Annotated in this window: 10 protein-coding genes; 5 read left to right on the top strand and 5 right to left on the bottom strand. The window is 72.1% G+C overall.

Annotated elements, in window-relative coordinates; genetic code table 11:
* The first annotated feature begins 336 nt into the window (after positions 1-336).
* The 3 genes from ACFUO4_RS03780 (at position 337) to ACFUO4_RS03770 (ending at position 3,572) form a co-directional block, all read left to right on the top strand.
* Positions 337-1,272, top strand: a complete 936-nt coding sequence (locus ACFUO4_RS03780) for a YbhN family protein (protein WP_383479597.1) — start codon at positions 337-339, stop codon at positions 1,270-1,272.
* A 172-nt stretch (positions 1,273-1,444) separates the two neighbouring features.
* Positions 1,445-2,299 (top strand): proteasome subunit beta, encoded by an 855-nt coding sequence (gene prcB, locus ACFUO4_RS03775; protein WP_383479595.1) that lies wholly within the window; start codon positions 1,445-1,447, stop codon positions 2,297-2,299.
* Between the two features lie 133 nt (positions 2,300-2,432).
* Positions 2,433-3,572 carry a HoxN/HupN/NixA family nickel/cobalt transporter gene (locus ACFUO4_RS03770; protein WP_383479593.1) on the top strand — a complete coding sequence of 380 codons (1,140 nt, stop codon included), beginning with the start codon at positions 2,433-2,435 and terminating at the stop codon, positions 3,570-3,572.
* 6 nt (positions 3,573-3,578) lie between these two features.
* Here ACFUO4_RS03770 and ACFUO4_RS03765 read toward each other — a convergent pair whose 3' ends face one another.
* The 3 genes from ACFUO4_RS03765 to sthA form a co-directional block, all read right to left on the bottom strand.
* Positions 3,579-4,529: a hypothetical protein gene (locus ACFUO4_RS03765; RefSeq protein WP_383479591.1), complete on the bottom strand. Its 951-nt coding sequence runs from the start codon at positions 4,527-4,529 to the stop codon at positions 3,579-3,581.
* 11 nt (positions 4,530-4,540) lie between these two features.
* Complete coding sequence (locus ACFUO4_RS03760; RefSeq protein WP_383479589.1) at positions 4,541-6,013, bottom strand: APC family permease; 1,473 nt, start codon at positions 6,011-6,013, stop codon at positions 4,541-4,543.
* 290 nt (positions 6,014-6,303) lie between these two features.
* Positions 6,304-7,713, bottom strand: a complete 1,410-nt coding sequence (gene sthA, locus ACFUO4_RS03755; RefSeq protein WP_383479587.1) for a Si-specific NAD(P)(+) transhydrogenase — start codon at positions 7,711-7,713, stop codon at positions 6,304-6,306.
* Between the two features lie 115 nt (positions 7,714-7,828).
* On the opposite strand from sthA, the gene ACFUO4_RS03750 reads away from it, so the two are divergent.
* Positions 7,829-8,959, top strand: coding sequence for a sulfite oxidase (locus ACFUO4_RS03750; RefSeq protein ID WP_383479585.1), 1,131 nt, complete (start codon positions 7,829-7,831; stop codon positions 8,957-8,959).
* A gap of 37 nt (positions 8,960-8,996) precedes the next feature.
* On the opposite strand, the gene ACFUO4_RS03745 is transcribed toward ACFUO4_RS03750, so the two are convergent.
* Positions 8,997-9,203: a hypothetical protein gene (locus tag ACFUO4_RS03745; protein WP_194082130.1), complete on the bottom strand. Its 207-nt coding sequence runs from the start codon at positions 9,201-9,203 to the stop codon at positions 8,997-8,999.
* Positions 9,204-9,345: 142 nt separating this feature from the next.
* On the opposite strand from ACFUO4_RS03745, the gene ACFUO4_RS03740 reads away from it, so the two are divergent.
* Complete coding sequence (locus tag ACFUO4_RS03740; protein ID WP_383479583.1) at positions 9,346-11,595, top strand: MMPL family transporter; 2,250 nt, start codon at positions 9,346-9,348, stop codon at positions 11,593-11,595.
* Here ACFUO4_RS03740 and ACFUO4_RS03735 read toward each other — a convergent pair.
* Complete coding sequence (locus ACFUO4_RS03735; RefSeq protein WP_383479581.1) at positions 11,582-12,658, bottom strand: PP2C family protein-serine/threonine phosphatase; 1,077 nt, start codon at positions 12,656-12,658, stop codon at positions 11,582-11,584. The genes ACFUO4_RS03740 and ACFUO4_RS03735 overlap by 14 nt on opposite strands.
* Between the last annotated feature and the right edge of the window lie 121 nt (positions 12,659-12,779).

The raw sequence follows: 12,779 nt of genomic DNA, 5'->3' as shown, positions 1-12,779 counted from the left end.
TCCCGGTGGGTGGCGGCGAGTGAAGCGTGTGTCGGTCGGGGCTGGCGGGCAGCGGCGAGTGACGCCTGTGTCGGTCGGGGTCGACGGGTGGTGGCGCATGACATCCGCGCCGGTCAGGGCCGGCGGGTGGTGGTGCGTGGCGTCCGCGCCGGTCGGGTCGGGAAGTCGGCGGCGAATGGTTCCCGTGGCGGTCCCGCCGGGAGGCTGGTGTCGAATGGTCGCCGGACCGGTCTGGTCCGGTGGGCGGCGGCGGAAGACGCTCGGGTCGCTCAGGGCCCGTGCGGGGCTCGTGCGGTCGGTGTTCCCGGCGCTGCCGGGGTTCGCGGGTGGTGTGCGGTGACGTCCGGGCCGGTCGTCGTCAGCACTTCTCGAAGGCGGGTCTGCTGCCAGACCGCCGTCACCCTCGCCGTCCTGGTCGGCACCGCCTGTCTGGCCCGGCGGCACTGGCCGATGCTGGAACGCGGGGCCGTGCGGCTCGCCGTCGCCGACCAGGGCTGGCTGCTGGTGGGCGGGGTCGCGGCCGCCGCGACCTGGGTGTGCGCCGCGCTGGCCCAACAGGGCGCGGTCGTACCGCGGTTGCCCCAAGGGCGGCTGGTGGCCGCGCAGTTCGCCGCCGGCGCCGCCAACCACCTGCTGCCCGCCGGGCTCGGCGCCGGTGCGGTGAACCTCCGTTTCCTCATGCGCTGCGGTCTGAGCGCGGGGCGCGCCGTGAGCGCCCTCGCCGTCAAGGGGGCCACCGCCGCGGTCGTCCGGGCGGTCCTGATCGTCACCCTCGTAGTCGCCTGCCCCGGCGTGCTGCGGATGCCGCTGTCGCATCTCGCGGTCCTCGCCGCCCTGTTCGCCACCGTCGTGTGCGTGACCCTCCTGCTGGCCTGGTCCCGGTGCCGGCGCGCCCTCGCGACCGTCCTCGCGGACATCAGGGCCGTGCACGCCAACCCGCCCCGGGCGGCGGCACTTTGGGGCGGCCAGCTGGCCTTCGCCGCCCTGCACGCCCTCGTCCTGATCGCCGTCGCCCAGGCCGTCGCCCTCTCCCTGGCCCCGGCCCGGGTGGCCCTCCTGTACGTCGCCGCCAGCAGCGCCGCCGCGCTGTTGCCCACGCCCGGCGGCCTCGGCTCCCTCGACGCCGCCCTCGCCTTCGCCCTCACGGCGAGCGGAGCCCCGGGCGCGGCCGCCGCCTCCGCGGTCCTCGGCTACCGCCTGCTGACGGTGTGGCTGCCGCTGATTCCAGGGCTGGCGGTCCTGGCCGTACTGGTACGCCGCAAAGCCCTCTGAGCCCGACCGCGCGATCCTTCTGAGCCCGCCCCGTGCGATCCCTCTGAGCCCGCCCCGTGCGATCCCTCTGAGCCCGACCGATGCGGCTCCTGTGGCCCCGACCCGTGTTTCCGCTCCGTGGACTTCAGGTAGGACTCGTTTGTCGGCCCGGAGACGACCAGGGGGGAACACGATGACGGCGAGTGAGCAAGGCGGGCGACTGGGGGAGGAGTTCTTCACTCCCGGGACCTCGTCCTTCACCGAGTTCCTGACCGCCCACCGCCCGGACCTGCTGCCCACCCGCAAGCCCTTCCCGGACCACGTCCGTGCCGCCCCCGACAGCTTCCCGCACGGCACCACCGTGCTGGCCCTCGCCTACCGCGACGGCGTGCTCATCGCGGGCGACCGCAGGGCCACGATGGGCAACCTCATCGCCCAGCGCGACCTGGAGAAGGTGCACCCGGCCGACGACTACACGGCCGTCGCCTTCGCGGGCACCGTCGGTCTCGCCCTCGACATGGTGAAGCTGTACCAGGTCGAGCTGACGCACTTCGAGAAGATCGAGGGCATCCCGATGACCCTCAACGCCAAGGCGCGGCGCCTGGCGGGCATGATCCGGCAGAACCTCGGCCAGGCCATGCAGGGCCTCGCGGTCGTGCCGCTGCTCACCGGGTACGACGACTCGGCACCCGAGGGTGAGCGGGGCCGCATCTTCAGCTTCGACGTCGCCGGGGGGCTGTACGAGAAGCAGGACTTCCACGCCGAGGGGTCCGGTTCGCCGTACGCCCGGGGCGCGCTGAAGAAGCTGTTCCGGCGCGGCATGTCCCGGCGCGAGGCCGCGCTCGCCGCCCTCCAGGCGCTGTACGACGCGGCGGACGACGACTCCGCGACCGGCGGCCCCGATATCAGCCGCCGCATCTTCCCGATCGTGTCGCTCATCACCGAGGACGGCTTCGAGCGGCTGGCGGAGCCGGAGACGGAGGAGCTCAGCCGGGAGATGGTGGCGCAGCGGCGCGCCCGCCCGGACGGCCCCAACGCGACACCCTGACCCCCGCCACCACGCTCTTTCCCCTCCCGTGGGAAAGATCTGCCACGGCCTTTACTGCACATGAGTTGCAGTTACCGGAGGATGGCACAAGGCTGCCTGTAGCGGCCGCTTCGCCGAACGAAAGATCCTCCCGATGCCGGTCGCCCCTGACTCCGCTCCGCCCCTCCCCGCCCCGGCCGCCCGAAGCGCCGGGGTCCGGCAACGCGTCCTCGGCTCCATGACGCGTGAGGAGTGGATCAGGGTCGGGGGGATGGCCGCGTTCATCCTCTTCCTGCACGTCGTCGGCTGGTTCACCCTGGTCGTCCTCGTGGCGCCCGGGCACTACAGCGTCGGCGCGAAGTCCTTCGGCATCGGCATCGGGGTCACCGCGTACACGCTCGGCATGCGGCACGCGTTCGACGCCGACCACATCGCCGCGATCGACAACACCACCCGCAAGCTGATGGGGGAGGGGAAGCGGCCGCTGTCGGTCGGCTTCTGGTTCTCGCTCGGCCACTCCAGCGTCGTCTTCGGCCTGACCTTCCTGCTCGCGCTGGGCGTGAAGGCTCTCGCGGGCCCCGTCCGCGACGACGGCTCCTCGCTGCACGACGTCACGGGCCTGATCGGTACGACCGTCTCCGGGACCTTCCTGTACGTCATCGCCGGCATCAACCTCGTGATCCTGGCCGGGATCTGGAAGGTGTTCCGCCGGATGCGCTCGGGAGACTTCGACGAGGCCGCGCTGGAGGAGCACCTGAACAACCGGGGCTTCATGAACCGGCTCCTGGGCCGCGTCACGGGGTCGGTCACCAAGCCGTGGCAGATGTACCCGCTCGGTCTCCTCTTCGGCCTCGGCTTCGACACCGCCACTGAGGTCGCCCTGCTCGTCCTGGCCGGTTCGGGCGCCGCGTCCGGGCTGCCCTGGTACGCGATCCTGTGCCTGCCCGTCCTGTTCGCGGCCGGCATGTCCCTGCTGGACACGATCGACGGCACTTTCATGAACTTCGCCTACGGCTGGGCCTTCTCCCAGCCGGTCCGCAAGGTCTACTACAACCTCACCATCACCGGGCTGTCCGTCGCCGTCGCCCTGCTCATCGGCACGGTCGAACTCCTCGGCCTGCTCGCCGAGAGGCTCGATCTGCACGGCCCGTTCTGGACCTGGATCGCCGGACTCGACCTCAACACCCTCGGCTTCGCCGTCGTAGGCCTGTTCGTGCTGACCTGGATCGTCGCGCTGGTGGTGTGGAAGGCCGGCCGGATCGAGGAGAAGTGGACGGCGGCCCTGGCGGACTGACCGCGCTCAGAGCCGAAGGTCCTTGCGCCACTTCAGGATCTGTTTCTCCGGATCTCCCGTGTACGACCAGGGGGTGCGCGTGGCGAGGGCGCCCTGGAGGCGCAGCAGCGGGCCCGCGATGTCCGTCAGGCCCGCGTGACAGGCCGCGTGGGTCAGGTAGTTGAGGTCGCGCAGCTCGCCGGGGGCGACGCCCCGCGGGCGGTCGGCGAACCACCGGTGCCAGGTGCGGCGTACGTCGCTGACGGCGCCGTCGTGGGTCCAGTGCTCGGCGAGGCCGACCGCGGACCGTCGCCCCTGGGCCGCGTCCAGGGCGTAGCGGTACTCCTCCACGCGGGCGTACTGGACCAGGACCGGCAGCGCGCATCCCGGCGGTGCCACCCCGGCGGCGTCGCGGGCGAAGTCGTACATCAGGCCGTGCGTGCCGTGCCAGCGGGAGGAGTAGTAGTGGAGTATCTGGAGGTGGCCCTCCACGCTGTACGGGTCGCGGCGGTGCAACTCGTCCCACCAGCGGGCCAGTTCCTGTCTGCGCACCCCGGACGGATAGAGCCGGGCGACGGAGATCAGGGAGATCCAGGGCGTCGGGTCGTCGAGGTAGGCGTCGGCGGCCTGGAGGCAGGCGAGCACGGCGGTGTCGATGCGCTGCGGGTCGATCGGCACGCCACGGCCCGCGGCGATCGCCAGGTTGAACGCCCGGGCCGTCTCCGTCGCCGCCCGCAGCACCAGCGCGTCAGCGCTGTGCGGTTCGGCGGCGAGCCAGGACTCGGCCGTCGAACTGCTCGCGCAGGCCTGCGCGAGCAGCCGGACCCGGTGGCCGCGGCTGAGCCAGTCCGGGCCGGTCGCGCGCAGCAGCTCCCGCAGACCCTGCCAGCGGCCGATGACGATGTCGTGGCGGGCGTCGGTGAGGGCCGTGTCGCCGCAGTCGGGGTCGAAGTCGAGGGTGAAGCGGTCTCGCGCCATTACCGGCTCCCTCAGAAGTCGGTGGGGAGACCCTCGTGGGCACGGGACTGCGCGACCACGAGGCGGTCGGGGACGTAGTCCGTCTCGACGGTGTGCGTGGCGTCGAGTCTGGCGGGCCGGTAGTAGTCGCTGCCCTGCCGCCAGTACCAGAGCATCGGCAGCAGCCCGGCGGCGAGACCGCCGATGCCGATCGTGATCGCCGCGGCGCTCAGCTCGCTCAGCGACTCCACGAAGACCCAGAACATGAACACGGCGCCCAGCAGCGGCCACACGCCGCCGAGCAGGAAGTGGGCCGCCGACCTCAGCAGCGTCTTGCGGTAGGCGACCACCGCCGCGAGACCCGCGAGGCCGTAGTACACGGCGATCTGGAGGCCGATCGCCGAGATCGCGTCGGAGAGGATGTCGCCCACCGTGCCCAGCAGGTTGGAGGCGATCAGCATCACCAGCGCCACCACGCCGACCACGCCGATGGCCACCGACGGCGTGTTCCAGCGGCGGTGCACCCTGCCGAGCGCGGACGGCATCGTACGGTCGCGGCCCATCGCGAACAGCGAGCGCGTGACCTGTAGGAGGGTGGTCTCCAGCGTGGCGATGGTCGACAGCATCACCGCCACGACCAGCAGCCTGCCGCCCCAGCCCGGCCAGATCTCCTCGCCCAGCACGGCCAGCACATTGGCGTCGTTCTCCTCGATCTGCCGCGAGGACAGCACCACGTTCACGGCGATGGTGAACGCCTCGAACAGCAGGAAGACGACGCCCAGCCCGATCAGGCCCGCGAGACCGGTCGTACGACGGCTGTTGCGGGTCTCCTCGGAGAGATTGCTGGTGACGTCCCAACCCCAGTAGTAGAAGGCGGCGATGAGCGCCCCGGACGCGAAGCCGGACACCCCGTCGAACTGGCCGAAGCCGAACCAGGACCAGTCGAACGCGCGGGCGTTGTCCGAGTGGAACAGGGCCAGCACCGCGAACAGGGCGAGTATCGCGAGTTCGATGCCGGACATGAGCAGCTGGGCGCGGACGGTGAGCCGGGCGCCGCCGAGCACGACCAGCAGCATCACCACGAACCAGCCCGCGCCGACCAGCGTGGACAGCGCGGTGCTGCCGGCGAGTTCCTCGTCGAACAGGGCCAGGGTCATCGACCCGGCGGGCAGCGAGCCGGCCACCATGAAGATGGTCGCCGACACCACCAGTGCCCAGCCGCTCAGAAAGCCGAGAAAGGGGTGGAGCGTTCGGCCCACCCACGAGTAACTGGCGCCCGCGTTCACGTCGATGCGGCTGAGATGACTGAACGCCAGGGCGATGCCCAGCATGGGGATCGCGCAGTACAGCAGGGCGGCCGGGCTGGCGAGGCCCACCGCACCGACGAGGACGGCAGTGGTGGCGGCGATCGAGTACGCCGGGGCGCTGCCCGCGACGGCCATCACCACCGTGTCGAAGGTTCCGAGGGCGCCTGCTTGCAGCCCTCTGCCCCTGTTGTTGCTCATGACTTGCTGCTTTCCGTCGTGCACGACGCGGGGGCGACCAGGACCCCGACGGCGTTGGGGGGTGGGGGGTGGAACCCGCCTCCCACGGCGAGGGATGGCCTCGGGCAAGGGGCGGCACAAAGGGGGGCGGCAGACACCGTTCAGCACTGCGTCGGCGGACGGTCACACCGTGTGTGCGAGTGATGATAGCCCTCCCCGTCGGCCTTTCAAGATTGGCCGGAGGGGAATCTGCCGCTTCCAACTCCGCCGCAGGTCAGGAGCGTTGCCCGGGGCGGAGCCGGAGCCTGCGGTCAGTCGCCGATACGGTCGATCTGGCGGAGCTTGTTGGTGGCGTCCAGGGCGGCGACCTTGTAGGACTCCGCGAGCGTCGGGTAGTTGAACACCGCGTCGACGAGATAGTCGACCGTGCCGCCGCAGCCCATCACGGACTGGCCGATGTGGATGAGCTCGGTGGCGCCCGTCCCGAAGCAGTGCACGCCGAGCAGGGTGCGGTCCTGGGGGGACACCAGCAGCTTCAGCATGCCGTGCGAGTCGCCGATGATCTGCCCGCGGGCGAGCTCGCGGTAGCGGGAGATACCGACCTCGAACGGCACGCTGTCCTCGGTGAGTTGGTCCTCCGTCCGGCCCACGAAGCTGATCTCGGGGATGGTGTAGATGCCGATGGGCTGGAGGTGGTGCATCTGCCCGACCGGCTCCCCGAAGGCGTGGTACGCGGCCGAGCGGCCCTGTTCCATCGACGTCGCGGCCAGCGCCGGGAAGCCGATGACATCGCCGACGGCGTAGATGTGCGGCACCGCGGTGCGGTAGAACTCGTCGACCGTGATCCGGCCGCGCCGGTCCGCCGACAGGCCCGCCTTGTCCAGGTCGAGGTCGTCGGTCAGGCCCTGCCGGCCCGCCGAGTACATCACGGCGTCGGCGGGGATCTTCTTGCCGCTCTCCAGGATCGTCAGCGTGCCGCGCGGATGCCGCTCGACCGCCGCCACCGTCTCCCCGAACCGGAAGGTCACGGCGAGGTCCCGCAGGTGGTACTTGAGCGACTCGATCACCTCGACGTCGCACATGTCGAGCATCCCGGCCCGCTTCTCCACCACGGTGATCTTGCTGCCGAGCGCGGCGAACATCGACGCGTACTCCATGCCGATGACCCCCGCCCCGACGATGACCATCGAGCGCGGCACGTGCTCGAGGGCGAGGACGTTGTCGGAGTCCATGATGGTGCGCCCGTCGAACTCGACACTGTCCGGCCGGGCGGGCCGGGTGCCGGTGGCGATGACGATGTGCTCGGCGCTGAGCAGACGGTCGTGACCGGTCACCTCGCGCAGGGCGACGGTGTGGGCGTCGACGAAACGGCCGGTTCCGGCGTAGAGGGAGACGTGGTTGCGGGAGAGCTGGCTGCGGATGACGTCCACCTCGCGGCTGACCACGTGCTGGGTGCGCGCGGTCAGATCGGCGACGGTGATGTCCTCCTTCAGCCGGTAGCTCTGCCCGTACAGATCGCGCTGGGTGAGGCCGGTGAGGTACAGGACCGCCTCACGCAGCGTCTTGGAGGGAATGGTGCCGGTGTGGATGGAGACCCCGCCGACCATGTCGGGGCGGTCGACGACGGCCACCCGGCGGCCCAGTTTGGCCGCGGCGATGGCGGCCTTCTGGCCACCCGGGCCGGATCCGATGACGAGCAGGTCAAAGTCGAAGTCGGGCACCCTCAGGAGTGTGACAGTTCAACGGCCCGCTCCGGAAGAGCGGACAACTCACCGGCGCCGATGATCAGTTGAGCGGCGGGGTGCCGAGCCGTCCGCGCGGCGCGACAATGCCGTCATGGGCCATCGACTCGACGACGCGAGCGCCCCCGCCCGGCTGGCCGCCCCCGACGAGGGCATCGGCCGGGACGAACTCGCCCTCGCGACCCGCAACCACGGACTGCCGCTGGAAGCCCTGCGCTACGACGTCACCCCGCCCGGCCTGCACTACGTGCTGACGCACTACGACATCCCGTACGTCCCCGACGACACGGACTGGCAGCTGACCGTCGGCGGCCTGGTCCGCCGCCCGCTCCGCCTCACCCCCGCCGACCTGCGGGCGTTCCCGCAGGTCAGCACGCGGGTGACGCTGGAGTGCGCGGGCAACGGCCGGGCCCTGCTGACGCCCCGGCCGGTCAGCCAGCCCTGGCTGGTCGAGGCCGTCGGCACCGCCGACTGGACCGGAGTGCCGCTGCGGCTGCTCCTGGCGGAGGCCGGGGTCGAACAGGGCGCCGTGGACGTGGTGTTCACCGGCGCGGACCACGGTGTGGAGCGCGGCGTCGAGCAGGACTACCAGCGCGCCCTGCCGATCGGGACGGCCACCGGCACCGAGCCCGAGGTCCTCGTGGCGTACGCGATGAACGGCGCCCCGCTGCCGCCGCAGCACGGGCGCCCGCTGCGCCTGGTCGTGCCCGGCTGGTACGGCATGGCGCACGTGAAGTGGCTGCGGGAGGTGACCGTCGCCGACACCGCCTTCGAGGGATTCCAGCAGTCCGTCGCCTACCGGCTGCGCCAGCAGCCCGGCGACGCGGGCGAACCCGTCACCCGGATCGTGCCGCGCGCCCTGCTGGTCCCGCCGGGCTTCCCGGACTTCATGTCCCGGACCCGGGTGGTCCGGCCCGGCCCGGTGCCGCTGGAAGGACGCGCCTGGTCGGGGCGGGCGCCCGTGACCCGCGTCGAGGTGAGCGCGGACGCCGGACAGACCTGGCAGGACGCCGAACTGGAGCCGGACGCGGGGCACCGCTGGGCCTGGCGCCGCTGGCGCTCCGCCTGGACGGCGACACCGGGCGAGCACACGCTGACCGCGCGGGCCACCGACGCGGACGGCCGCACCCAGCCACTGGACCAGCCGTGGAACCGGGGCGGTTTCGCCGTCAACCTCGTCCAGCGGGTGCCGGTCCTCTGCCTCGACGGGGACGCGCACGCCTGAAGGGCCCGACGCGGGCCGGGCCCGGAAGGCCGTACGGCTACGGCAGCAGCTTCTCCAGCGCGGCCGGCCCCTCGGCCTCCAGCTTGCGCCTCGCCCACTCCAGGTTGCGCGGGGTCAGGTCGCGGCCGGCGGCGAGCACCACGTCCTCGGCGGACACCTCGGTGCCGGTCCGGGTGTGCAGCAGGTCGTCGGGGGTGGCGCGGTCCTCGGAGGGCCCGGCCGCTTCGGGCTGTGACGTCGGCATGATGTGTGCTCCTCGGGTCGTCGTCGGGTCCGATATCACCATTCACCCGGGGAGCGCCGTCTGCATCCGGAAGAGACCCTGCCCCGGATGCCGGTGGGATCGTGCGGGCGTCTAATGGGGGTAGCGAGCAAGGGGCCATGCCATGTCACCCACCCGCAGCACGCCAGAGGACGGGGGGCCCGCCGCCACCGGGGGGCTGCGGCGGCTCGGACAGTGGTGCGCCCGCCACTTCGTGATCGTCCTCGTCGCCTGGCTCGTCGCGATCGTCGCCCTGCAGATCCTCAACCGGTCCGTCGGCGGCGAGTACGAGGACAACTTCTCCCTGCCGGACGTGCAGTCGCAGCAAGGCCTGGACGTCCTGAAGAAGCACGACCCGGCAGCCGGCGGCTACAGCAGCCAGATCGTGGTGCACGACACGCAGAAGGCGCTGACCTCGCTGGACTCCCAGATGTCCACGACGGTCGGTGATCTGCAGAAGCTGCCGCACGTCCTGGCCGTCCAGAACCCCCTGACCGTCTCCACCACGCCGGTCGGACCGCTGTCCAAGGACGCGAAGACGGCGTACGTCACCGTCCGCTTCGACGTCCAGCCCTCCACCCTCGGCGACGACTACCTGCACGGCGTGGACAGTGCGGTGCAGCCGCTGCGCTCGGCCGGCGCCGACGTCGAGTACGGCGGGCCGCTCGGCGAACTGGCGCGGCCCGCCGCCGACGACCGGGTGAGCGAACTGATCGGCTTCGCGGTCGCGATCGTCGTCCTGCTCATCGGCTTCGGCAGTGTCATCGCCGCCGGACTGCCGCTGGTGACGGCGCTGCTCAGCGCGATCGGCGGGCTGGCCTGTCTGGGGCTGCTCGCCGCCGCGTTCACCTTCGCCACCGTCTCGCCGACCCTGGCCACGATGATCGGCCTCGGGGTGGGCATCGACTACGCCCTGTTCCAGATCACCCGGCACCGGCAGCACCTCATGGACGGCGCCGACCCGGTGACCTCGGCGGGCCGCGCGAACGCCACCAGCGGCCGCGCCGTGCTCGTCTCCGGCTGCACGGTCATCGTCGCCCTGGCGGGCCTGTCCGCGTCCGGCGTGACCTTCATCAGCAAACTGGGCCTGGCCGCCGCCGTGACGGTCGTCTCCGCGGTGCTCGGCGCGCTCACGCTGGTGCCCGCCCTGCTCGGGCTCATCGGCACCCGGATCGACCGCTACCGGGTGCGCCGTCCCGTCGCCGAGACCGACGCGGCCCCGGGGGAGACCCCGCAGGGCACCTGGCACCGCTACGCCCAGCGCGTCGAACACCATCCGCTGCGCTATCTGGCCGCGGGCGTGGTGACGGTGGCCGTCCTCGCCATCCCGGTGTTCTCGATCCAGCTCGGCCACATCGGCGACGGCGCCGACCCGACCTCCTTCACCGACCGGCGCGCCTACGACCTGATGACCGACGCGTTCGGGCCCGGCTCCAACGGTCCCCTCACCGTCGTCATCGACCAGACGTCCGTACCGTCCTCGCAGCGCTCCGACCTCGCCACCCAGGCCGGGAAGACCCTCGACGGCGTGTCCGGCGCGTCCTTCGTCACCCCGCTCACCCCCACCAAGGACGGCGACGTCCTCATCGGCACGGTCTACTCGAAGGAGTCGCCGCAGAGCGCCGCCACCACGGACCTGACGAACCGGCTGGTCGACGACACCCTGCCCGCCGCGGTCTCCGGCACCGACGCCCAGGGATACGTCACCGGCACGACGGCGGCCCAGGTCGACTTCCGCGACATCGTCGCGAGCCGGCTCCCGCTGATCATCGGCGTGGTCGTCGGCCTGGCCTTCCTGATCATCCTCGCCGTGTTCCGTGGCCTGCTCGTCGCCCTCAAGGCCGCCGTCCTCAACGTCCTGTCGATCGCGGCCTCCTACGGTGTCGTCGTCGCCGTCTTCCAGTGGGGCTGGGGCGGGCCCGCGCTCGGCGTCTCGGGCAAGGTGCCCATCGAGAGCTATGTGCCGATGATGATGTTCGCGATCATCTTCGGGCTGAGCATGGACTACGAGATCTTCCTGCTGTCCCGCGTCCATGAGGCCTGGCTGCGCACCGGGGACGCCAAGGCGTCGGTCGCGCACGCGCTGGAGATCACCGCGCGGGTCATCACCTGCGCGGCGCTGATCATGGTGAGCGTGTTCGCCGCGTTCATCGTCAGCGACAACATCGTGGTCAAGATGCTCGGGCTGGGTCTCGCGGTGAGCGTGCTGATCGACGCGACCGTGGTGCGGCTGCTGATGGTGCCGGCCGTGATGACGCTGCTCGGCCGGCACGCCTGGTGGACACCCCGGTGGCTGGACCGGATGCTGCCGCACATCGACGCGGAGGGGGAGCGGGAGCCGGCCGAGGAGCGGCCCAAGGTCATGCAGGGCTGAGGACGAGCATCGTCACGTCGTCGACGGCGGTTCCGCAGTGGCCGATCAGGTCCCGCCACACGCGCTCCACCAGGACCGCCGGCTCCAGGTCCATGAAGCCGGTGAGCCGCTCGGTGAGCGGATAGAACGCCCCGCCCGCGTCCCTCGCCTCGGTGACCCCGTCGGACGCCAGGAAGAGCCGGTCACCCTCCAGCAGCGGCAGGGTGAGCCCGGCCGGAGACCCGGCGTCGCCCAGCCCCAGCCCCAGCGGCGCGCCCGCCGTCACCTCCAGCTCGACGGCCCGCCCCTCGCGCAGCAGCACGGGTGCCGGATGCCCGCACACCACGATCCGTACGGACCGGGCGTCGGCGGCGAAGTCCAGCAGCACGGCGGTCGCGAACAGCTCGGCGTGCGGCACGTCCGCCGAGTCCACCACCAGCCGGCGGTCCAGGCGCGCCGCCACCGACTCCGGGTCCGGCTCGTCCAGCACCGCCTCCCGGAACGCGCCCAGCAGCGAGGCGACGGTGGCGACGGCCGCCAGCCCGTGCCCCTGGACGTCTCCCATGACCGCCCGCACGCCGTGCGGCCCCCGGCGTACGTCGAAGAAGTCGCCGCCGACGAGCGTGCCGCGCTGGGCCGCCCGGTACAGCCCCGCGCACCCCACGGACCCCACCCGTGCGGGCAACGGCGGCACCACCGCGCGCTGCGCCGCCTCGGCCACCGCCCGCTCGGTGACCAGCTGGGCGTCACGGTGGCTGCGGACGAAGGACACGACCACGCTCAGTGCCGCGACGAACCCCACGGTGAGCAGGTCGGCGTTTCCGGGGTCGTCGAGCCGGAACGCCGGGGCGACCAGGACGGCCACGACGAGGCCGCCGAGGACCGCCGTCGCCGCGGGGCCGTACGACAGCACGGCCAGCGGGGGGATCGCGCCCAGCAGAAAGCCGATGTCCAGCGGCTCGGGGCTCGCCAGGGTCGCCGCGCACACCCCCGCCAGCAACGCGACGGGCAGGACCCGCACCCACCCGGGCGGCGGCGCCCCACGCAACCAACCCCCTTGGTCCGCCTCCCGCTCGATACCCACGCCTCCACGGTCCTCCGTACGACGGTGGGACGCACGCCGAGGCGGGAGGGGCCGGGAGGGGCCGGGAGGGGCGGTAGGGGCGCAAGAGGCGAGAGAAGTGCGAGGGGCGAGACGAGTGCAA

It is taken from the genome of Streptomyces sp. NPDC057280, assembly GCF_042668605.1.
Classification (GTDB): Bacteria; Actinomycetota; Actinomycetes; order Streptomycetales; family Streptomycetaceae; genus Streptomyces.
Note: the sequence above shows the minus strand (reverse complement) of the source record. Positions and strands in the feature narration are given on the sequence as shown.